Annotated in this window: 19 protein-coding genes and 1 tRNA gene; 11 read left to right on the plus strand and 9 right to left on the minus strand. The window is 37.8% G+C overall.

The annotated features are described in order from the left end of the window. Nucleotides 1-30 precede the first annotated feature (30 nt). Both ACMAYL_RS03355 and ACMAYL_RS03360 read right to left on the minus strand, forming a co-directional pair. Nucleotides 31-1,563, minus strand: coding sequence for a hypothetical protein (locus ACMAYL_RS03355; RefSeq protein ID WP_412470738.1), 1,533 nt, complete (start codon nt 1,561-1,563; stop codon nt 31-33). A 16-nt stretch (nt 1,564-1,579) separates the two neighbouring features. Next, nucleotides 1,580-2,929 (minus strand): hypothetical protein, encoded by a 1,350-nt coding sequence (locus tag ACMAYL_RS03360; protein WP_103217555.1) that lies wholly within the window; start codon nt 2,927-2,929, stop codon nt 1,580-1,582. A 32-nt stretch (nt 2,930-2,961) separates the two neighbouring features. Here ACMAYL_RS03360 and ACMAYL_RS03365 point away from each other — a divergent pair. Beyond that, nucleotides 2,962-3,048: transfer RNA gene (locus tag ACMAYL_RS03365), tRNA-Leu, on the plus strand. Between the two features lie 94 nt (nt 3,049-3,142). On the opposite strand, the gene ACMAYL_RS03370 is transcribed toward ACMAYL_RS03365, so the two are convergent. Beyond that, nucleotides 3,143-4,726 carry a PilZ domain-containing protein gene (locus ACMAYL_RS03370; RefSeq protein WP_412469676.1) on the minus strand — a complete coding sequence of 528 codons (1,584 nt, stop codon included), beginning with the start codon at nt 4,724-4,726 and terminating at the stop codon, nt 3,143-3,145. A gap of 166 nt (nt 4,727-4,892) precedes the next feature. Here ACMAYL_RS03370 and ACMAYL_RS03375 point away from each other — a divergent pair, with 166 nt between their 5' ends. Then, nucleotides 4,893-5,807 carry a hypothetical protein gene (locus ACMAYL_RS03375; RefSeq protein WP_412469677.1) on the plus strand — a complete coding sequence of 305 codons (915 nt, stop codon included), beginning with the start codon at nt 4,893-4,895 and terminating at the stop codon, nt 5,805-5,807. Between the two features lie 20 nt (nt 5,808-5,827). On the opposite strand, the gene lpdA is transcribed toward ACMAYL_RS03375, so the two are convergent. Genes lpdA through ACMAYL_RS03390 form a run of 3 tightly spaced genes read right to left on the minus strand, consistent with a single transcriptional unit; the run spans nt 5,828 to nt 11,254 of the window. Further along, a complete protein-coding gene (gene lpdA, locus ACMAYL_RS03380) occupies nt 5,828-7,231 on the minus strand; it encodes a dihydrolipoyl dehydrogenase (RefSeq protein WP_103216934.1) in 1,404 nt (467 codons plus the stop codon). A gap of 31 nt (nt 7,232-7,262) precedes the next feature. Beyond that, nucleotides 7,263-8,495 (minus strand): 2-oxoglutarate dehydrogenase complex dihydrolipoyllysine-residue succinyltransferase, encoded by a 1,233-nt coding sequence (gene odhB / locus ACMAYL_RS03385; RefSeq protein WP_412470739.1) that lies wholly within the window; start codon nt 8,493-8,495, stop codon nt 7,263-7,265. A 14-nt stretch (nt 8,496-8,509) separates the two neighbouring features. Next, nucleotides 8,510-11,254: a 2-oxoglutarate dehydrogenase E1 component gene (locus ACMAYL_RS03390; RefSeq protein ID WP_412470740.1), complete on the minus strand. Its 2,745-nt coding sequence runs from the start codon at nt 11,252-11,254 to the stop codon at nt 8,510-8,512. A 163-nt stretch (nt 11,255-11,417) separates the two neighbouring features. Between ACMAYL_RS03390 and ACMAYL_RS03395 the strand changes: the two genes are divergently transcribed. The 4 genes from ACMAYL_RS03395 to ACMAYL_RS03410 all read left to right on the plus strand — a co-directional run bounded on the left by ACMAYL_RS03395 (nt 11,418) and on the right by ACMAYL_RS03410 (nt 13,671). Further along, a complete protein-coding gene (locus ACMAYL_RS03395) occupies nt 11,418-11,810 on the plus strand; it encodes a nucleoside triphosphate pyrophosphohydrolase family protein (protein WP_103216932.1) in 393 nt (130 codons plus the stop codon). Beyond that, a complete protein-coding gene (locus ACMAYL_RS03400; protein WP_103216931.1) occupies nt 11,810-12,829 on the plus strand; it encodes an FAD:protein FMN transferase in 1,020 nt (339 codons plus the stop codon). Before ACMAYL_RS03395 ends, ACMAYL_RS03400 begins: the two co-directional genes overlap by 1 nt. 32 nt (nt 12,830-12,861) lie before the next feature. Then, nucleotides 12,862-13,074: a (Na+)-NQR maturation NqrM gene (gene nqrM / locus ACMAYL_RS03405; protein WP_103216930.1), complete on the plus strand. Its 213-nt coding sequence runs from the start codon at nt 12,862-12,864 to the stop codon at nt 13,072-13,074. 237 nt (nt 13,075-13,311) lie between these two features. Next, a complete protein-coding gene (locus tag ACMAYL_RS03410) occupies nt 13,312-13,671 on the plus strand; it encodes a hypothetical protein (protein ID WP_146037773.1) in 360 nt (119 codons plus the stop codon). Between the two features lie 25 nt (nt 13,672-13,696). Here the strand turns inward: ACMAYL_RS03410 and ACMAYL_RS03415 are convergent, their stop codons facing one another. Together ACMAYL_RS03415 and ACMAYL_RS03420 are read right to left on the minus strand one after the other, a co-directional pair. Continuing rightward, the gene (locus tag ACMAYL_RS03415) at nt 13,697-14,320 is read right to left on the minus strand and encodes a class I SAM-dependent methyltransferase (protein WP_158246789.1); all 624 of its coding nucleotides are present in this window, start codon (nt 14,318-14,320) and stop codon (nt 13,697-13,699) included. 3 nt (nt 14,321-14,323) lie between these two features. Then, nucleotides 14,324-14,929 (minus strand): YiiX/YebB-like N1pC/P60 family cysteine hydrolase, encoded by a 606-nt coding sequence (locus ACMAYL_RS03420; RefSeq protein WP_158246788.1) that lies wholly within the window; start codon nt 14,927-14,929, stop codon nt 14,324-14,326. Between the two features lie 130 nt (nt 14,930-15,059). Between ACMAYL_RS03420 and ACMAYL_RS03425 the strand changes: the two genes are divergently transcribed. Together ACMAYL_RS03425 and ACMAYL_RS03430 are read left to right on the plus strand one after the other, a co-directional pair. Beyond that, on the plus strand, nt 15,060-17,003 hold the full coding sequence (locus ACMAYL_RS03425) for a hypothetical protein (RefSeq protein ID WP_412469680.1): 1,944 nt from the start codon (nt 15,060-15,062) through the stop codon (nt 17,001-17,003). A gap of 14 nt (nt 17,004-17,017) precedes the next feature. After that, nucleotides 17,018-17,713 carry a M15 family metallopeptidase gene (locus tag ACMAYL_RS03430; protein WP_412469681.1) on the plus strand — a complete coding sequence of 232 codons (696 nt, stop codon included), beginning with the start codon at nt 17,018-17,020 and terminating at the stop codon, nt 17,711-17,713. On the opposite strand, the gene ACMAYL_RS03435 is transcribed toward ACMAYL_RS03430, so the two are convergent. Further along, nucleotides 17,697-18,149 (minus strand): acyl-CoA thioesterase, encoded by a 453-nt coding sequence (locus ACMAYL_RS03435; RefSeq protein WP_103216924.1) that lies wholly within the window; start codon nt 18,147-18,149, stop codon nt 17,697-17,699. The genes ACMAYL_RS03430 and ACMAYL_RS03435 overlap by 17 nt on opposite strands. 238 nt (nt 18,150-18,387) lie before the next feature. Here ACMAYL_RS03435 and ACMAYL_RS03440 point away from each other — a divergent pair, with 238 nt between their 5' ends. From ACMAYL_RS03440 to ACMAYL_RS03450, 3 genes are all read left to right on the plus strand, one after another. After that, nucleotides 18,388-20,475: a hypothetical protein gene (locus ACMAYL_RS03440; protein WP_103216923.1), complete on the plus strand. Its 2,088-nt coding sequence runs from the start codon at nt 18,388-18,390 to the stop codon at nt 20,473-20,475. 241 nt (nt 20,476-20,716) lie between these two features. Next, nucleotides 20,717-21,916, plus strand: a complete 1,200-nt coding sequence (locus tag ACMAYL_RS03445) for a tetratricopeptide repeat protein (RefSeq protein ID WP_158246787.1) — start codon at nt 20,717-20,719, stop codon at nt 21,914-21,916. 24 nt (nt 21,917-21,940) lie between these two features. Continuing rightward, nucleotides 21,941-22,708: a Nif3-like dinuclear metal center hexameric protein gene (locus tag ACMAYL_RS03450; RefSeq protein ID WP_412470741.1), complete on the plus strand. Its 768-nt coding sequence runs from the start codon at nt 21,941-21,943 to the stop codon at nt 22,706-22,708. Nucleotides 22,709-22,816 lie beyond the last annotated feature (108 nt).

Below are 22,816 nucleotides of genomic sequence, written 5' to 3' on the forward strand. Positions count from 1 at the left end.
ATCTATTTCTATAAATATTTTTTGAAAGAATCATTTTATAATTTCCTCTTCACTAATTCCTAAAGCATTCCACTCACAAGCAATTTGTGAAAGTGCAAATTTCTTCAATCTTTTAGAGAAGTATTTTAAGTTTGCCATTGTTGGTGACATTAAGTGAAATCGATCTAACATACCATCTTCTTTAATATACGATAGGATTGAAACTTCACCAGATGAAACCTGAGTTGTAGCAAGAAAAATTCCAGATTTAGTTATATTTGTATCAGTATCACTTTCATTTCTAATAATAGGATACTCTTCACAAATTTTTATAATATTTGAATATGTATTTTTTAGTTCTTTTAATCGAATTAAAAGTAATTCGTAAGTTGTTCCCTTTAGGGCCAAGAATTCCGCTTTTGCCAGATCATTGTACTCATAGAAAGGCTCATACTTTTTGATATTGTATTGATAACCATAACTTTGTAGTGGCATAGACTTAAGAGAGAAGCCTAAAGCAGCAAGATTAGAATTAAAATAATTATCTAAATTGAGAAAGAATTTATTCCCCTCAACTGTCGCTAAAATATCAGTAACGACATCTTGATAGTCATGAATACGATCTCTAACATCATAAACCCATTTGCGATCTTCAGTATTAATAAGTTTTACAAGATCTTCTTTCGTTTTAATATCAGTTATATTAATTAAGCCTGAAAGAGTTTCAACTTGATGATTTAGGATCTGATAAACTTCATTGAAAGAAGATCGATTAAATACTCTTTCTAAACATTTTAAGTTTTCAAGTGCACAAAAAATTTCATAAATAAACATGCGATGAATTTTCACAGCACTACTATTAACTTTGCTTGTAATGTACTCGCTGAGTTCGAGAGCAAGAAGAGATGTAATATTCTTTAGAGGAAGATCAGAATCTAATAAAAGCGAAATAGCCTCATCAACTCCCTTACCTTCGATATTCTTTTCTATTGATTTTGATTTATTAAAATCAAAGTCAAACGCAACATCATCGATATGATCTTCATCTATATTAAAACGAATTTTAGAATCTGAAATTGACGAGTCAAATTTTCGAATAGGAACTTCAATTTCTTCCCCTGTAACACTTAAAGGCGCAAAGTAATCAGAGCAAAGTTCGACCTGAGATTCATCTAGAAGATGATTATCCTTCTCTAAATAGTACTTTGCTTTAGGAGAGACAATCTCATATTGTATGCGATCTGTTTTGCGATAAAAATGTACACCATAGTTACGACTAACTTCTGCTTCAAACCAAGTCATTGACTCAAATAAGTGTCCAAAAGATTGTGCCGTTTGCCCATAACTTAAAGCTAGTGCATAAAAAATTCGTTTATGATCATTTAGATTTTGAAATTGATAAATTAATAAGAAACGAGAATTTAAAAGATTATATTTATCCTTTAAGTCGTTAGCATTTAGAAGATCAATACAAGATAGGCCAGTAAAGACAATATGCTGATCATCAAAGTGTGCCAGCATTAACATTGAAAGCTCGGCCTTTGACTTAACTTGAACTATATCTGTTACTTCAAAAATATTCATCTATTTAGTTTTCCAATTACTCTAAAGTGAATCTTACATCATAAGGAAAAATCGGCGCTGAATTCTCTTCTTTAGGAGCACAGCTTTGTTTCTTTCCATTTGACCACACCCAATTATATATCTTTTGATTGAATGTGTCTGCCCCACTATCATATTCAATATAACGATAATATGGTGCTCCCGAATTGGATGCACTAGATAATAATGTTATCGCTGCAGGAAATGAAGCAGCAATTTCATTATCTCGACAACCTCCAATTAATTTTCTTTGATCCACAACGAATTTACCTTTACTATTTCTCACGTTGCGAACCCATGTCTTTAAGCGACAATCAAAATAGTAACCTGTATGAACAGCATTTTCAAAAGCAGTTAAGAACTCAAGTTTCCAATGCTTATCTTTCTCTTTTTGTATATTGAAAGGTCGAACATATTTACGACATAGACTGAATCGATCAAGGTGATTACGATAAAAGTCGATAAAGCGTTTCGAAAGCCCTTCTTCTTTTTGAAAAATATCAAGAGCATCATCATAAACTTTTCGGCAAGATGTTTTTAGTGTTTGAAGTTCATCATTAGAAAATAGATGACCAGAGTTTATAACATACTTCAGGGCGCGATTTGGAAGAATTGGAGACTCAAGACGATAAGCACCCTTTAATTTTCGGCCGACATCATTTCTTCCCATTGAGTTTTCAATAAATGCTTTGGCATATCCCCAATCCACATATTTTTTTAGAGTATTTAGGCCCTGTACTTCTTGAAGAGACTCATCAAGCATACTTTTTGCAACAAGAATAACTTCAGACTCCCAGTCATCATTTAGGTCGCATAGTCCTGTTAAACAAGACTTCAAGATATACCCTCCGATTATTTGTACCTGAACAGTTTCTTCTCGTGGAAAACTTCCATCAACAAGGTATTTTAGATCACCAAAAACAGCTACACGTTGAGGTTTTCCATTACGCCCAAGAAGTCTTGGAATCACGGCCCAAGAAAAATTTGGAGTATGAACTTTAGAAGTATAATCATTCCAGATGTCTTTTTCTTTACATAATTTTCTTTCTTTAAAAATTCGTCCACTAACTAAATCGAGCTCAAAGTTAACTTCACTATCACGGGGCGTCGTAATAAAAACGTCTACGAGTTTAGTACGCATATCCATACGAGGTGCAAAGTCGAAGAATAAGTGAGGAACAACTCTACCTTCATAAGTTAGATAATTAAAATTCCCCTCTCCTGCAAACCAAGTAGGCTTAACTTGCGATGTGGGAAGGACAATTTTTTTTGTTGCACAACCTACAATAAAAATTGCAAGTAAAAGAAAAATGAATTTAGTAGTTTTTTTGAATTGACAAATATACACGTTATAGTCCAAAATCGTTAAACACAAATAGCGGTTCGGTGTTGGAATTGGTAGACAATCTGGATTTAAAATCCAGTGGGGGCAACCCCGTGCGGGTTCAAGTCCCGCCCGAACCACCATTTCCTTTTCTTAATTATCAACGGATACATTTATTTTTTCAAGAACTTAGACTGATCTAGTCTGTTTTTTTAATATGCATTGCGAAATAGTTGATTAAGCTGCTTTTTTTGCTTCTTCATTATCGTTGAGAATATCAATCATACACTCTCCGATAACTTCCATAATTGCGTCTGAAACAGACTCAAAACGAAGACCAAAGCCTCTTGGACGATTCTTAGATGCCCTCATGATTGTGAAGTCAATAGCGACAGCGCGGCCAAAAATCCCCTCTGAGATATAAATCGTTCCACGAGTATTTTTGTCAAATTCTTTCTCAAACTTAGTCACTTCAACAAAGCCACCACTTAGTGATAAGTTAGTAAGGTATCCCTTATACTCTTTTTGAACACCAACAAGCGAGAATGAAACTAGTTCTTGTAATTCGACACGATACTCAGTTCTTTCGATTTGATACTTATTATTTTCAGGATTTTCTTTATCTTCAAATATTAGTTGTGCTTGTGTATTAAGCTCAAGACAGTCTTTTGCTGCAACCCAAGGTGCACCTGCCTTCTTTTTAACAAGAGTGGAAGACGTAACAATCTTCTTTTCAAAATCAACAAGCATTTCATCAAAACGTAAAGGACCGACAACGCCAGCTCCTGTATCGTATTGCCATGTTTTCTTATTTGAAATTTCAAACGACTTACCGTTCTTAAGGCCTTCTATATTCAAGCGATCAAGTTCTTCATCATCAGCTTGTGCACGTGTTGCAATTTCAAGCCCTCCACTAGAGATATCAAACTCACCAGTGGCCTCTTCACTAAGATCAATTTCAACCGTACGATCTTCGTCTTCTAGTACAAGAGAGTCACGAGGAATGAGGTTAATCTTTGGAGTACTTGGAGTGTTATCTTCGCTAACAACTTCTTCAATTTCAACTGAATCATTTACGGCCGAAATTCCAATCTTGCTATCTGTGTATGATTTAAAATTTGCTAACTCTTGTTCAGCGACTTCTAACTTAGCATTTAAGGCCTTGGCCTTAGCAATAACCTTTGAAAGATTCTTTCTTGCTAATTTATTTTCAACTGCAAGATTTTTATATTTTATTTTAAGAGCATTAAACTTTGATTGATATTCTTGAGTATTAGTATTTCCATCCTCAAGTTCACGCGTTGTTGATAGAACTTTTGTAATCTTACGATTTACATCGCTAATTAAACTTGTTTCATCTAACACAGACTCTAATTTTGTAAGAATGGCCTCACTACGATCACCACTCGAAGAGCCAACAAGTTGCGTGATATCACCGATTCTCTCTTCTACAGAGGAAATTTTCTCACTAAACTCTTCTCGAAGTTGTACACCAATTGCAGAAACTTCTTCTTTTACAATTTTTGAAATTGCATCTAATAGATCATTATTATGATTATTCTTAATTTCTAATTCTTCCAATTTAATACTGTATCCATTTGGTGCCGAAGCTGGTTTTTCAAATGTCTCAGGAGCTTGCTTAAGAGCATCTGTAATTACACGAGGTAAACTCATCTTAGACAACTCAACCCATTGAGACTTTTTAACGTCAAAACCAAATTGGTTTGAAAAAACGATTCCAGAAAGCGCTTCAATATAGAGATCATTAAGATCGATCTCTCTAAAAGTTGTGAATGTGTCTGCAATGAAAAGTTTCTTCAATACTTCCTCTACTATTCTTTCTAGTATATCGGTAAGATTTAAACTAAAATTTAATAATATTAGCTATTTACTCTGTTTTTGTTTACAAACTTCTATTTGAAACCAAATAAGGTATTGATTTTTGGATAATTACAATAAAAACCACTTACAAAAAAAAGAAGAAAAATTGGCCGATTTAATAGGCTTTCAAACAGAAGTTATTGAAATCATCGAAGAACTTTTAAATAAAAATAATTTAAAATCTTCCGAAGAACTCTACCTATGTGGCCTAAAAGAAGAGGCCATTAATACCTCACTCTTAGACTTTTATGAAATTCTACAAAAGCTAAATGAATTAGAGAATTATAAAGAATTCACAGTATGTGATATTGGCGCATCCTATGCAAAGATGGCATTCGTGGCCAATCACTTCTTTCCAAATATTAAAGTCATTAGTATTGAACCAGTCAAAGAGCGCATCGAATATGGCCTCGACAAACTCAAAGACACAAAACATATTTTTATCAACGATGTCTTTAAAGAGGAATTAATTAAAAACCATAAAATTGATTACTTCTTTCTCTATTTTCCAGTTGGTAAAATTCTTGATGATATTATCACCCAACTTAATGCTCCTGTCGTTGCTATTGAGTCGCATGGCGAACTTCTAAACCGTTTAGGACATAGCTTTTCTCAAAAAGAAGTCCTAACAAAACTAAACTTTGCCCGTCACAATCCTCATAGCTATCTTTTTACAAGGCCATCAGAATCAAGCTTATATAAGGCATTTAAAGCGTTTCAAAAAAAAGAAGATGAAGTTATCATCATCAACGATCAAAGGCCATGGTTAGCAGACTCAGAAGGACTAGCCCACTACTTTGATGAGAAAGATAAAATTACCCTTGAACTTAAGTGTCCACCTCGAACAATTTTCTTTAATGAAGATTTAGAGACGGCCAACTCTTGTAACTTCTCAAAACCGATACAACTTCTCATTCAAAAGCGTCGAGCAAATGAAAAAGTTGATGGTTATTTAATTCGAAAAATATTTTTGGATGGGAGTTTTGAGCTGTCTTCAGGTGAAATAAAAAAGGCACCCTAAGGTGCCTTTTAAATATTTGCTTAGATGTTAAGTGGTTTTTTATCAAAGGCATCAAGGGCAGCTTCTTTGAATGCTTCAGAGTAAGTTGGGTGCGCATGACAAATACGTCCAATATCCTCAGCAGCAGCTCTAAATTCCATTGCCACAACTGCTTCTGCAATTAAGTCAGCAGCACGAGGACCGACAATGTGTACTCCTAAAATCTCATCTGTTTCTTTACAAGCAAGTACTTTTACAAAACCAGCTGATTCGTTTGAAGCACGAGCACGTCCACTTGCTTTAAATGGAAACTTCCCTGCTTTATATGGAGTCTTATTAGCTTTTAGCTCTTGTTCTGTTACACCAACTGAAGCAACCTCTGGCCAAGTATAAACAACACCTGGAATTAGATTGTAGTTAATATGTGGTTTTTGACCAGCAATGATTTCAGCACAAACAACACCTTCTTCCTCAGCTTTGTGAGCAAGCATAGCACCTGTTGTAACATCACCAATTGCATAAATATGAGAAACGTTAGTTCTTAAATGATCGTCAGTGATAACACGCCCACGCTCATCAAGATTTACACCAGCATTTTCAAGACCAAGATTGTCAGTATATGGACGACGCCCAACTGCCATTAGACAGTAGTCACCGTCTAATTTGATTTCTTCATCGTTCTTCTTATTCTTAGCTTTTACGATTACTTTTTCGCCCTTTCTAACAACTTCAGTTACACCGTGACCAGTATAGAATTCCATACCTTGTTTCTTAAGAACTTTAGTCATCTCTTTTGCACAGTCTTTATCCATTGTCGCAAGAATTGAATCTGCATACTCGACAACAGAAACTTTAGAACCAAGTCTTAAAAATACTGAACCAAGCTCTAGACCAATAACACCACCACCAATTACGATGAAGTGCTTTGGAAGTGTTTCAAGCTTTAGGGCCTCAGTTGAAGTGATAATTCTTTCTTTATCAATTTCAATCCCAGGAATTGTCGCTGGCTTTGAACCAGTTGCAATAATGAAGTGTTTGGCCTTAAGAGTTTCCTCTTTCTCACCTGAAACTTTAAGAGTGTGAGCATCAACGAAAGATCCAAACCCATGGAAAGTCTCAACTTTATTCTTACCCATTAAGTAAGTAATACCACCAGAAGTATCTGCAACAACACCAGCTACACGCTCTGCCATCTTCTTAATATCGGCCTTTACTTTACCTGTTGTGATTCCGTGTGCTTCAAATTCATGAGTTGCTTCATGAAATTTCTCACTTGAATCAAGCCATGCTTTCGATGGAATACATCCAACGTTTAAGCATGTTCCACCAAGTGTATTATATTTTTCTACAATTGCTGTCTTCATACCAAGTTGCGCGCAACGTACGGCACTGATATATCCACCAGGGCCTGAACCAATAACAACAACATCAAATTCTTTACTCATATATAATCCTTAATCTTCTTTAATATACTTATTAGATGTCCAGTAGCATTCTGGCCGGATCCTCAATCATCTCTTTAACCATCTTAAGGAATGTTACTGATTCCTTACCATCGATGATTCTGTGGTCATAAGAAAGTGCTAAGTACATTACAGGGTGAATAACAACCTGACCGTTTACAGCTACTGGTCTTTCAACAATATTGTGCATTCCTAGAATCGCTGATTGTGGAACGTTAATAATTGGAGTTGAAAGCATTGAACCGAAAACACCACCATTTGTGATAGTGAATGTACCACCAGTCATTTCATCTACTGTAAGCTTTCCATCACGCCCTTTAAGAGCAAGTCTTCTTACTTCTTTTTCAATTTGAGCAAGGCTTAAGCTTTCTGCGTTTCTAATTACTGGAACAACAAGACCTTTTGGAGTAGATACCGCGATACCAACATCTGCATAGTCGTGATAGATGATATTTTCACCATCAATTTGTGCATTAACACCTTTGATTTCCATAAGTGCTTTTGTACATGCTTTTGTGAAGAAAGACATGAAACCTAGTCCGATGTCGTGCTTGTCTTTGAAAGCATCTTTATATTTCTTACGAAGCTCCATTACATTGAACATATCAACTTCGTTGAAAGTCGTAAGCATTGCAGTCGTATTCTTTGCTTCCACAAGACGCTTAGCAATTGTCTTACGAATACGCTTCATTTTTACTTCTTCTTTTGCTCTACTTGCACCACCCATTGGAGCTTGAACAGCAATTTCCTGTGCAGGAGCAGGCTTTGCAGCGGCAACAGGAGCAGCTTTTGGAGCAGCACTTGCGTTCATTGCATCAGCCTTAGTGATACGGCCATCTTTACCTGAACCAGCAACTGAACCAGCACTAACACCTTTTTCTGCAAGAATTTTAGCAGCTGCTGGAGATGGATAATTCTTATCCCCACCCGAAACAGGAGCACTTGCCGGTGTATTTGGAGTTTCAACTGTTGTAGGAGCATCATCACTTGAAGCTTGTGTCGGAGCTGCAGATGTATCTAACTCAGCTACAACAGCACCAATTTCAAGTTCAGCACCTTCTTCTGCGATAATTCTAATGATACCACTTTCTTCCGCAGGAAGAGGAAGTGTTGCTTTATCTGATTCAACTTCAACTAGTTCATCACCTTCACTAACATAGTCACCGTCAGCTACTAGCCACTCACCTAGAGCAACTTCTGTAATTGATTCACCAATTGGTGGAATAGTAATTTTTACGATTGCCATTTTCTTTTCCTTATTTATTTAAATGCATTCTCTACAATTGTTTCTTGTTCTTTCATGTGTACTGAAGCGTATCCTGTCGCAGGAGATGCCGAAGCTTTTCTTGAGATACAATCAATATCTCTAAAAGTATCGCGCCAGCGATTTAAGTGCATCCATGCTCCCATATTTGAAGGCTCTTCTTGTACCCAACGATGTGTTGCGTTTGGATACTTATCAAGGATCGCCTTAATTTTTTCAGTTGGAAGAGGATATAATTGTTCAAGACGAACAACTGCAACATCTTTACGATCATTTTCTTGTTGGTACTTAAGTAGATCGTAGTAAATCTTACCTGTACAAAGAACGACCTTCTTAACGTCTTTTGGGTTCACCCAAGTATCATCAAATACTTCTTCAAACTTACCAGTTGTGAAGTCTTCAACTTTTGACTGACATAGAGGATGTCTTAAAAGTGACTTCGGAGTGAAAACAACAAGAGGCTTTCTAAACTCCCACTTAAGCTGACGTCTAAGAGCATGGAACATATTTGCTGGAGTTGTAATATTACAAACAACCATATTCTCTTCAGCACATTGCTGTAAGAACCTTTCTGGACGACAAGAAGAGTGTTCAGGTCCTGCTCCTTCATAACCGTGAGGCAGAAGCATTACTAAGTTACACATTCTTCTCCACTTACTTTCTGCTGCTGAAATGAACTGATCAATTACGATTTGAGCACCGTTAGTGAAGTCACCAAATTGTGCTTCCCAGATATTAAGAGCGTGAGGTGTTGCTTGCGAGTAACCATATTCAAATGCAAGTACCGCATACTCAGAAAGAAGTGAGTTATAGATATAGAAGTTTCCTTGACCTGTCGTAAGGTGCTCAAGGCCACAGTATGCTTTATTTGTTTTCTCATCAAAAACTTTTGCGTGACGGTGTGAGAATGTCCCACGAATAACGTCTTCACCAGAGAAGCGTACATCGTTACCTTCAGTTAGGATCGAGCCGTACGCAAATAACTCAGCAAGTGCCCAATCAATTTGACCATTTTCAAAAGAAGCCTTTCTTTGATCAAGAAGCTTTTGTGCTTTTCTTAGAGTTTTAAATCCTTCAGGAGTCTGCGTTATTGATGAAATAATATTCTCAAGTGTCTTCTTATCAACACTTGTATCAGGTGAATTAGTAAAATCCTCTAGAGTTGAAAAACGAACGTTCTTCCACTGCTGGTGAGGCCCTGGAACTTTCTTAGGAATTACATTTTGCTTAACATTGTTAAAACGATCCGAAAGAAGGTTTTTGTATTCTTCTTGCATTTCTTTTGCCACGGCCTTATCAACTGCACCGTGACTAGCAAGCTCTTCAATATACATTTCACGAGGATTCTTATGCTTTGAAATCATCCCGTATAATTCTGGTTGAGTATACTTCGGCTCATCACCTTCGTTGTGTCCGTGCTTACGGTAACAAACCATATCAACGAAAACATCGCGCTTAAATTTTTGTCTGAACTTAACTGCAAGCTCACATGCGTAAACAACGTCTTCTGGACAATCACCATTTACGTGAATAACTGGAATATTTAGCATCTTAGCAACAGATGTTGAGTAGTGTGATGAACGAGCATCTGTAAAGTCAGTAGTAAAACCAATTTGGTTATTAATAACAAAGTGAAGAGATCCACCAGTGCGGTAACCTGGAAGCTCAGACATTTGAAGTGTTTCGTAAACAATCCCTTGTCCCGCAACGGCCGCATCACCGTGAATAACAATTGGGATAATCTTGCTCTCATCTCCATCGTAAGCAATATCAATCTGAGCACGAGCATAACCAGTTGCTACTGGTGAAACTGTTTCTAAGTGTGATGGGTTTGGAAGAAGCTTTAAGTAAACTTCGTTATTATCTTCAGTCTTAGTTACTGAAGTGAAGCCCATGTGATACTTAACATCACCATCACCTTGACCAGCAAGTTGCTCAAGAGAGTTTCCTTCAAATTCAGAAAAGATATACTCATAAGTTTTCCCTAGAGTATTAGCTAGAACGTTTAGACGTCCACGGTGTGCCATACCAATAATAAATTCTTTAGCACCTAGTCTTGCACCTTCGTTAATAAATGCATCAAGCCCTGGGATTGTCGACTCTCCACCTTCAAGTGAAAATCTTTTTTGTCCCGTATATTTTGTTTGAAGAAAGTTTTCAAAAACATTTGCTTCATTCAATTTGTGTAGGATTCTTTTTTTCTTATCAACATCGAAATCTTTGTTCAGGTAAGTTGTTTCAAACTCTTCTCTAAACCAACGTCTCATCTCAGTATCAGTTGAGTGCATATACTCAACACCGATCTTTCCACAGTAAAGCTTCATCATGTGGTCCATGATATTTTTTAGAGTCGTAGCACCAAGGCCAACAAACTCACCACAAGTGAATACATCGTTTAAATCAGCATCTGTTAGATCATAGTCTTGAAGAGAGATACGTGCATGACGATCTAGTCTTGGACGAATTGGATTTGTATCCGAAAGAAGATGTCCTCTTGATCTAAAAGATTGAATTAGTCTGAATACGTTGAATTCTTTACGTAACTTCTCATCACTTACTTCACCACCGGCACTTGTGCTACCTTTACCGGCACCGAATTCAAAACCTAGAAAAAAGTTGCGCCAACTTTCTTCTACTTCCATCGGGTTTGATTCGTATTGTTCGTAGAGAGAGTCAATGTAAGAAATGTCTGAACTTGATAGTGTTGAAAAGTCGAATTTATCCATTTGATTTAAATCCATTTTACCGCTTTGCGGCTATTACAAAATTAATAATTTAGGCACGTTAATATACCTTATATCTTAACAGTTCGTGAAGTTTTCTTTTTGCACAGGCAAGCTTTGACTAGATAAAAATCAAAGTGATAAAGTTCGATCAACTACCCAACTTTTCACAGGAGAAATTATGGACTCACAAAAATATATGAGTGATGCAATTAGAACAGAATCAAGAGATTTTGATGCGATGAACACACGTCTAAATGACGATGGAATTAAGAGACTTCTTCACGCTGGAATTGGTCTTTCGACGGAAGCTGGAGAATTCCTCGATGCTCTAAAGAAGCATATATTCTATGGTAAGGAGCTTGACCGAGTAAATCTAGCAGAAGAGCTTGGTGATCTTTTCTGGTACATGGCCATCGTTGGTGATGAACTTGGGATTAAATTTGAAGATGTAATGGAGCGCAATATCACAAAGCTTAAGGCGCGCTACGGCGAAAAATTTAGTGAAGAAAAGGCCGACAATAGAGACCTAGATAGCGAAAGAAAAATTCTTGAGGAACAGGCGTTTAATTAATGAGAATTAACAAAATCTTTATATTTGGAATGGGCCTTTTATTAGGCCTGTTAACTTCATGTCAAAGTGAAAAACTGCAAATTTATAGTGCCACTGGCCCGACCATGGGTACGACATACCATATCAAGTATCTTGCACCTAATGGATTCGACGAGGATTCGGTAAAAAAAGATATTGAGATAAGATTAGATGAAGTCAACAAGGCCATGAGTACTTACATCAATGACTCAGAAATTTCACTCTTTAATAAAATGGCCAAGAGTGAAAAATTCTATCCAGGCCCAGACTTTAGCAGAACTCTAAAGCACGCCCTAGACGTTGCAAAGAAGACTGATGGTACATTTGATCCAACAATCGGAACGCTTGTAAACCTTTGGGGATTTGGTCCAACTGGAAAACGCAAGATTCCTTCAAAAGAAGATATTGAAGAGGCCAAGAAGAAAGTTGGTTACGAAAAGATAATCTTTAAAGATGGCGTCTTAACAAAAAGTATTGATGGTGTGTATCTTGATTTATCTGCTTCGGCCAAGGGTTACGGTGTTGATGCACTTGTTGAACTTCTACAGGCCAAAGGAATTAAGAACGCTCTTGTCGAAGTTGGCGGTGAAGTTAGAACAATGGGCGAATCTCTAACACGCCCGTGGCGTATTGGTGTTGAGTCCCCTAGTAATAAAGATGGTAATCCAGTTGTGAAGGTTGTGAAAATCAAGAATGTTGCCTTAGCAACATCTGGCGACTATCGAAATTTTTTCAAAGAAGGTGGCAAGCGCTACCAGCATACAATAAATTTCAAATCAGGTTCACCTGTTGAATCTCAACTTGCTTCGGTTAGTGTTATCTCTGAGACTTGTATGGATGCGGATGCTTGGGCAACGGCCCTTATGGCCATGGGTGCAAAGAAAGCAATTGCTTACGCTAAAGAAAATAACTTGAAGGCGTTCTTCATCTATCGTTCTGACGATGGTTCAGCAAAGTATTTAGAGACATCAACGCCAGGATTTGATAAGGTGACAGAGTAATCTAATCGGATATTTTTCTATTGGAGAATTTTATGGATGCTAACATTAAACTATTCCTAATTACTTTCGCTGTTCTTGCTCTATCAATTACAGGAATGGCCGTTGGTGTAATTATTTCTAACCGTAAGCTACAAGGCTCATGTGGTGGACTTGGAAAGCTGATTGGTGAAGATTGCCAATTCTGCGACAAGAAGGATGAGTGTACAGAAAATCCAGAGCAGGCCGAAGACTGTCTAAAAGCTTAATCTAAAATACAAATCAAATATGCATAAAGGCCCCATTTTGGGGCCTTTGTTGTTCATAGATAGGGCCAAAAAGCGCCCCTTTCCCATTCGACACCACCCATAAATCTCTAAGTAGCTGATTGTACGTGTTCAATTTTTGGCACAGTTCATGCTTTTACTATAGCAACAAAGCTCTTAAACAGGATGTTTAAAGCTGAAGGCTTCAGGAAGAACGAACTTAGCGGAAAAGAGGCCATTATGAAAAGTACATTAAGGAGAGCACTTTACATCACTTTAGGATTAGTTATGTTATCGATAACAATCCAAGAGAAAGTTCACGCAAGAACTATGAAGAGAATCACGCCAGAGCAGATCCAAAAACTAGATCGCGCTATGGCAATTGAGACCTTCAATGGTGAATTCCTCGACATCACAAGTGTTGCAAAAATTAAAAAGACTTTTGGGAATCTAGAAGGATTTAAAGATGGTGCACAAATCCAATTAGCAAATGGAGATGTACTAACTGCAAGAGATATTCGTTTTCTATATGTAGAAAGACTCAAGCAACAAAAGGAGAAAAGATTAGAAGTGGGGCGTACTCCACACGACGAAGAATAGTCGGAAATATTTTGGGAATCTGTAACTAATTTGCTACGTCTTCCTTAGTAGCAATGACCAGTAAGACATCCGGGTCGCTCGAAAGAGCGGCCCTTCTTTTTTTATCTGCAATAATTTTACGCCCATTTGGCAGCATCAAATAGATAATGCGAAACCCTGCTTCAGTCACGATCTTCTCATATTCAAGGTAGTCGAGAACTGTAACTGATAGGTCAGTAAGAAGCATCTCTTTGCTCTTAACCATCGCTTCAAAACAAAAAACTCCCCCACTATTCAAACGCTTAAAGACATTTCTTATATACTGAGAAATTTCATCTTTAGATTGTAAGTAATGAATTTGGTGAGCATCTAAAATAAGATCAAATGAGCGCTCGATCTGATCTAACTTGAGACTAGATAAACACTGAAATTCGAAATTGTTAAAATTTTGGCGGGCCTTATAAATGGCCTCTTCAGAAATATCGATGCCTAATAATTGAGAGAAATTGAAATTGGCCAAATTTAGACCTTGCCCACATCCAACCTCAAGGACTTCAATTTTATCGCTCTCAAACTTTACAAGAGTGAGGGCCTTTTGAACTAAGTCAATAAGAGTCTGAGATTTGAGAAAGTGATCGCTTTCTTTATGGGCCTGATTAAATTGATTCACAATTTAATATAGCGGCCCCATATCTTTAAAGTCACCATCAAAACCAGTTGAGAAAAAGAAATCATTAGGAGAAAGCCCTAACTTTCCACTAGGAGGAAGTTTTCCACCGAAATAGATTTGCCATCCCTTAGGATTCTTATCATAGGTCATTGGAGCTGGTTTAAACTTCTCAATAGCATAAACGCTTTTAAGAAGCTTGTAGATGAACTCCGAACAATAAAGCTTATCATCATCCCAAAGATAATCGTGATCAAAGTCCATTCCAAGAAAGATTGACTTGTAATTTTCAATTAATTTTCTTTTCTTTGAGAAATTAATATGCTTTGGACGAATAACGTGTGGGACCTTATTCGAGTATGCTAGAAATGATTTTAGTGGCAGGTGGTGAACGCTTCCAAGAGATTGAGCAACATAAACTTGAGAACCTAGTTTTAGAACAATTCCTGAGTGAGAAAATGGGCCACCAGTTTCATTTTCGATCAGCTCACAACTGAAACAGTCCATATCTAACAAGATCACATCACCTGTTTGCAGATCACTTAATGGCAGTGCCACAGTTTTAAGGCTTACAAAAATAGAAATTAACACCAACAAACGTCTAAAATTCACAACCAAACCCCTGTAATAACAGAAACTTAAACGATAAAACAGCAATTGCCCTACTATTAAAAACTTAGGCTTTGCTGTTATACTAAGTAAGTAACTAGATTGATAGCCTAAAAAAGCAGGAAAAGTAAAAATGAAAGGCATTATTTTAACACTCATATTTTTAAGTTTTGCACTTGGACACTTCGAAGTCTTTGCGACGACAAACTGCCCGACAGGACAGGTTTTCAACGCTAGTTTGAATCGTTGTATGTATACAGAGGGTTCAATAAAGAATCGAGATGAGTATCAGGATTGTGACTCTAAATCGAGTGAGAGTGAACGCAATGCTTGTATGAAAGCAGCGGCCGATGCCAGACAACAAAAAACAATTAATGAGCTAAATGCTGGACGAGTTTCCGATAGTGATGTTGAAAGTAAAGGTAAGGGTAATTTAATAACTGGCTTTGCAGAAGCTTGGGGGATCGTTACAGGAGTTACGGCCCTAGTAGTTCCTAAGTTCTTTAACGGAGAAGATGCTGCCAAATCAACAACAAATGAGTCGGCTCCAGTAGACCCAAAGGTAGAGCCGAAAGTAGATGCAAAGGTAGAACAATCAAGTGGCGCTGATACAAATTCATCAGAAGTATCAAAAGATGAAAACCGTTCAAGCTGTAAGTCTTGTATGCTGGTTGGTGCGATCTCGGCCTATAGCTTCTATCAAACAAAAATCAACAAAGAAGACGTAAAGAAGAAAACAAAAGAGTTTAAAGAAGAATACGAAGAAATCTCAAAAGACCCTGAAACAATGAAGAATGCTCAAATTGCGGCATTTGATATGCTAGAAAAAGAACAAGAATATTTAGCAGATGTTTCTTCAAAACAGGCAAAACAATATAAAACACTGGCCCTAGGATATACAGCGGCAGCAGCTGTTGCAGTTTATGAGACATTTTCATCATTTGGGACAAGCTGTATGAACCAATCCCCAGGTGAAGCTGGTGGCGCTTCGAAGTGGAATTTCAGCGATATGGCAAATGGCTTTCGCTCGATCACTAATAATCCATGTACAGTTATTGTGGCCTCAGCAGTAACAGTCCCTGCGGCACTTACTGTTTCAAATCAAGCAAAGAAGAATAATAAAGATGCCAAATCGAATGTTGAGCAGATTAAGATTTTAAAAGAGAAGTATGTAAAGAGTGTTGCTTCATTTTGTCCAGATGGAAGAGATAGCTTAAGCAACCCTGCTTGTTACTGTTATACAGCACAAGGAAATAAGAATCCTAACCGCGAGAAATCTAAGACATGTCAGGACTACTGGAATAAGTATTCTGGATCATATGTAGCATCAGCTGACTCATCACGAGCAGCTCAAAGTACGAATCCACAAGGCTGTTTCTATGTTGATGGAAAGTTTGATCGCGAGTGTAATTGTCGTAAGCTAAAAAATAATAAGGGAGAAAATGCTTGTAAGAAGATTACGGTATCCCCTACTGCTTTAAGTTCACTTGGTGGACTTGATGTTACGGAAGCAATCAAAGCGGCCAATGCAACAACTCAGGGTAATGGTGGAACTTACAATGCTTCAACGACTGATGCACAAGCTGCCATGGCGGCCAAGGCGATGGATGCAATCAAAAAGAAGCTAGAAAATCCATTTAAGAAAAGTACAGGACTTGGACTTAGTAAGATTAGTGATGAGCTTGCAAAACAAGCGGGCCGCTATGGTGATAACAACAATGTATCAATCTTTAATGGTAACGGTGCAAGTGAAGCATTCGCTCGCTTAAGACCAACAGAGCCTTCATTTCAAGACGCAGTTGAAAATGTCTCGGCCAAGCTTCCTGCCAAGGGACTTGCAGCACCAGCAAAGAAAACTGTTAGAAAAACAACAAATAATAATACTAATCGATGGAAGTTCGATGACAACTCTAGCTCACAAGTTTTAAGTTTTGGTGCGGGAGCTGGTAACGGAGAATCGAACAAAAAATATGACTATGGTGATAACGATATTATCAAAGATAAGTCTGTTTCAATCTTTAAAGTTATCTCACATCGCTATGTTCAGTCAGGACTAAAGAAATTATTCTCTGAATAATAATTGGAAAATATATGAGCAAGGTAGACAAGGAAGTCTTATTCGGAATGACAAAAGAACATCTCATTTATGATGAGAGCATCAATCGCTACTTCCACAAAGATTCATTTGAAGACTTTAAACGTTTCAAAGAAGATGCGCTAAAAGATGGTGTCGATTTCTATGTCACAAGCTCTTTTCGATCTTTCGATGACCAACTCAGAATCTGGAATGAAAAGTGCGCCGGCAAACGCCCAATCTATGATCGCACGGGAAATGAACTAGATCACACAAAACTCTCCCCTTCAGAAATTGTAAACGCTATTATCAACTGGTCGGCACTTCCAGGAACTTCTCGTCATCACTGGGGAACAGAGCTTGATGTTGTGGATGGCAATAGCTGGCCAGAAGGTTATCACATTCAATTAATTCCAGAAGAGTTTACACAGGGTGGACCATTTGCTGATTTTAGTAAGTGGCTAAATACAAAAATTGAAAATAACGAGAGTTATTCTTATTATAGGCCATATGTAGAAGATCTTGGTGGAGTTGCTCCAGAGGCATGGCATATAAGCTACAGTAAGGTTTCATCCGAGTATCATCAAGAATACACTTACGAGCTATTTTGCGAATTATTAGAGCATGAAAAAATGAAAGAGCTTACTTTCTTAGATGAAGTAAAAGCAAGCTCTGAAAAAATTTATCATCATTTCTTTAAGCTTTTAAACTAAGCCCTACCGCTTTTAACCAATCAGGATCATGGCCCATAAGTTTTCTTTCTTTTAGATCAAACAGTCCTGCGGTCATTTTAAATTTTGTATACACCTTACCTGTATCATCAAACATCTCTTGCTCGAAAGTTAGAACCTTACTATTAACAAAGCTTGTGGCCTTTGAGCGAATCTTTACATTTTGTCTTAGACGAAGTTCAGACTTAAAAGTGATGTTGATATCTAAAACGACAGGACCTCTTTTTTCACGCATAATGCGATCCATACCCCATCCATTCTTTGTAATCATGTCCCAACGGGCCTGCTCAAAGATAGTCAAATAGGTTGCATTATTCATATGACCAAAAGTATCGAGATGCGTCTCTTGTACTTGAAATTCGTAAATTCCCTCTTCGATATTAAAGTCTTCGATTGTATGTGCTCGTTGTGAAGTCATTTATTACACCCCTTATATACTGCTAAGTTGTTAATTTCTTTTCAATGGCCACAATCATGGGCGATCGTAAAATATGATTTTACATGGCCGGCCCCTAAAAATGAACATATTTTTAAGCACTTATCTTGTGCAACACCCCTCAAATCCCTAAATCATGCTTAAATACTCAACTTTTCGAAGAATTTAACCGATTAGAACTTATAATTTAAGTAAGGCAAACCTAACTTTCGAGTCACTTATGAGCAAGAAAACAACTATTTTAAATACTTTTACCTTAACTCTTCTAGCGGCTGCGCCACTTAATATGAGCTACGCAGGCACTGTGAATGTTGATTGTCCTGATCCAAGCACTGGTCAAATGGTGCCATTTGATATGCCATCGGATGGACGACAAGAGATACCACAGGAAGAGATTGATAACTTTTGTGGCCAAAAGCTAGCAGAGTTTCAAAAAGATAAAGAACTTGCAAATGGTTTGGCCAATGACGGTTCTGAACCAAATCAGCCAACTTCTCCTCCACAAGATGAAGGTGACGTAGCAAGTGATAGCGCAAAACATAAAGACTGGAATGGCTGTTTACAAGAAATGATGGCCAAAGAAAATAAATCTAAGATCGAGGCTTTCAAAGCTTGTTCTAAATCTGTAACAACTCTTGATTTTAAAAATGTTGAACCTGACTTTATTGGTAGTAGTGGTGCAATTAAGTGTCAAAGGGCCTTTAAGGTTTCAGGAACAAATGGAAATGCGAATTGGCAAGATGTTGCTCAAGAGGTTTACCGAAGTGGTAAAGCAAATTCAATTGACTATACAAAGGCCGTTGCTGTTTTCATCTATGCTAATAATTCATCTGAGGTTGATGGCAATGTTATTTCTGCCGCAGTTAAAAATGTTACAGCATGTAACCAAATTGCCGCTGCATTTGGAGAGAACCTTGAAGAGGATCGTCAATCAGAAGATCAATACTCAAATCCGGAGAAACTTACTTCAATTGATGGACGTATCACTTGTCGCCTATCAGGACTTGAAACCATTGACTATGACGAGTGTTCTAACTTAGTTCTTGCTCATAATGCTGCACAACTTGGAAAGACTGCAAATGCAACTTTCCAACAATTTCAAGCGCAAGACTTTAGTACAAAACAGCAAAATAAACTAATGAATATGGATGCGTCGGAAAACGTGACAACAACTGCCCTTAAGTCACAAAAAGATGGTCTGGCCAAGCAACAAACGATGGCCGAAACACGTCGTACAATTGAAGTTGCAAGACTAGGAACGATCTTAACGATGACTTCTAGTATTCCGACTAGTGAAACATATTTTGAAACAAATGAACTTTGTAAGAGACCAGTTGAACAGGCACTTTCAGGAATTGCAGAATATATAATTAATGACGGTGGTGCAGGATCAATGGGCTCACCAGAACAGATTTGTAAGCTAAACTTTGGTAGTAAGAAGTTTTCAATTCTAAGAAACGGTGAAGCGAAAAGAGCTGGTAACCAAATCGCAGCTGAAGCTGGGGTTGATGTGGCGAAAGAACAAATGGCCGTAAGTCAGCTTGGTAAACAACAAAAAATGATTTCAAGTGCTATTGGTAAAATTGAAGGAATGGAGACAATGGAGCTTCCAGAGGACTTCTTTGAAAACCAAGATGTCTATATGGAGTTTTGTCAGGCCAACCCTGCACATGCACAATGTCAGTCAGGTTGGGCAAATACAGTTAATGTCCCATCATTTGGTGACTACTCGGTAGGTGGATTTGGTACAAATCAGGCATACCAACACACAGAACAAGATCAAGCGGTAGCTGCAACTGCCGCAAGTACAGATGACCCAACATCAGCAGGTGTGGATACATCAACTGTTGTGAATAAAGCGAAAACAGGCGGAGGACTAAAAGGTAATTTTGGGCCTGTTGCAACCGTATCAGAAGGTGGTCAAATCGCTCAAGGTGCCGGTGGTGGAGGTAGTTCACCAGGCGGTGGAGGCGGTGGCGGAGGTTCATCTGCTGGAGGTGCTGCGCAACCAGAAGCTCTATCTGGAGCTGGCGGAAGCGGGCTTAAAGGTATCAGCTATGTTGGAGGTCGTGGACCAAGCTTTGTTGGTGGAAGAGGAACGGCTTCAGTTAAGAAAAAGAATAATGGTAATCCATTTAGTAATATGTTTAAGAAGAACCAAGACCGTAATCTAAGTTCACTAAACTTTAAAGGTAAGTCGGCAATTGGTGCAAAGACAGATGATATCTTCCAGAGAATTTCGACGGCATACGACAAGGCCAACGATGCTGGAAATCTTCTGAAGTATGAAACAAAAACTCTTGAATAAAGAACACTTAGAAAACTCATAAAGTTACATATTCTAGACACTGGGGCCAATTTTTTGGCCCCATCTTATTTTCCTCTATTAGATTTCAGTCATTTAGAAACAATAAATTTGGCACGAAATGTGTATATGTATAAAGTAACCGGTCGACGAGATGTTGATGCGTCACAACGTAGACAAGATGAATTATAGAGTGCATATTTCAGGGACGAGATATGATTATTCAAGGGAAGAAACCACTAAAATGAATACAATTCAAGAAATTCTATTAAGCGAACTTACTCAATCAAGAAGCTACTTAGAAAGGATTCTACATGCTGTATGTGAATTGAGTGAAACACACCTCGATGCTAAGGCACGCCTTATTATTGAAGAGTTTAGTACTGAATACGATAAATTAGTAAGCGAATTACTGATTCCATCTCACTTTGGAGACCTTAGTCTTCTCCACCAGAATAATTTTCGCCAAGGTCGAGAAAACCTAAGGCTTATGAATAATTTGATCGAAAGCTTCATTGCTCTCGCTCCAAAAAATGACGATGAAGTTGTTGGTGTGATCACTCGCCTAATCAATCTTTCATATAAATACACTAGAGAACTACACCTTATCTTAATTGAGCGCTCGTCACTTGATGTCGCCACACCTCGTATGGGGCTTTTAAAAGCAATTGATATAAAAGAGAAGAAAGAAATCATTGTTGCAAAAGAGATTATTAAAAAAGGTCCTTTCACACTTATTGAAGGTGGAAGAATCGATGAAGATGATGATGAAATGGAGCTTGAAGAAGACTTCACTCCACCACTATACTTTCTAGAATCACTTGAGATTCTAAATCTTGCCCACTCTAAAACTGCACCAATTCTTGGAATGAATGCTAAAAGAGAAGAGAAATACGAACAGTATATTACTGAAGCACATGTCTTAGTTTCTAAAAAAGATCTCGCTGGTGCTCTTGAGTTATTCGATAAGGCCCGTGGTCACAAAGAAACTGCGGAAGTACTGACTCTTATGGGTTGGGTAACATCTCAAATGGGAAATATTGAAGATGCGAAATCACTTTGTCTAAAAGCAATTGAAATCGATCCAGAATATGGTGCTCCTTATAACGATCTAGGAACACTTCTATTAAATGAAGGTCATATCAATGAATCAATCAAATGGTATGAACTAGCAAAAAAAGCACCAAAGTACACAAATCGCGAATATCCATATATCAATGCAGGGCGTGCTTACATGCAGCTAAATAACTTTGATAAAGCAATGGAAGAATTCGAGGTTGCTCTAAAGCTAGTTCCAGAAAATCAGGAACTGCGTCATACAGTAAGCAAAATTCGCTCTAGTGTAACGAAACAAGAAAATGTCGAAAAGAGTCACGGTTTTGAAAAGTTCAAAGTTGATTTCTCTGGCCGCCAAGGGGATAATGATAACCAACCAACACAATAATTTTTAACGGTATGGATATCACTTATGGCAACAGTTTCAGCAAAAGAGCTTGGAAAATTCTTAGCAAAACACCTTAATACTTATGAGTATAACGACTATGGCCCAAATGGCCTACAAATCGAAGGTCGCTCAGAGATTTCCAAAATAGCATTTGCTGTTTCGGCCCAAAGAGATTCAATTGCAAAGGCCTGTGAATTTGGTGCAGATGCAATGATTGTTCACCATGGATTATTTTGGAAATTTCATGGCGTCAGAACTATTACAGGAAGTTTCGCAAAAAGAGTAAAGCCTCTTATTCAAAACGATATCAATCTATTTGGCTACCACTTACCTCTTGATGCTCATCTCGAAGATGGAAATGCAGCAGGTATCGCCAAAGCAATCGGACTTAAAGACTTAGGTCCATACGGTGACTACAAAGGCATGCCTACAGGTGTTCAAGGTAAATTCGAAAAACCATTAAAACCAAACGAACTAAAAGAACTATTAAAGAAAGTTCTTAATCACGATATCATTCACAGTGAGCCTAATGATGATGAGATTTCATCAATGGGAATAATTACAGGTGGAGCAAACTCTGACTGGCGCTACTGCGTGCGCGAAGGGCTTGATGCTTATCTTACAGGTGAGATGAGCGAGCACGACTGGCACGAATCACGTGAAGAAGGAATTCACTTCTTCGCTGGAGGCCATAATGCGACAGAAAGATTTGGTGTAATTGCTCTTAAGAAATTAATTGAAGAAACATATGGGCTAGAGTGTATCTTTATTGACTCCCCTAACCCTGCTTAAGCATCCGCGAAATTGTTTGCCCAAAGGCAAACTATAGTTCGCGGTGCTAGCTCCGCACTCTTTAGCTGAAAAACTAATCGAGAGCGAGGGTCCACGCCCGAGCGGTTC

It is taken from the genome of Halobacteriovorax sp. RT-2-4 (genome assembly GCF_047085445.1).
In the GTDB taxonomy this organism is placed as follows: Bacteria; Bdellovibrionota; Bacteriovoracia; order Bacteriovoracales; family Bacteriovoracaceae; genus Halobacteriovorax_A.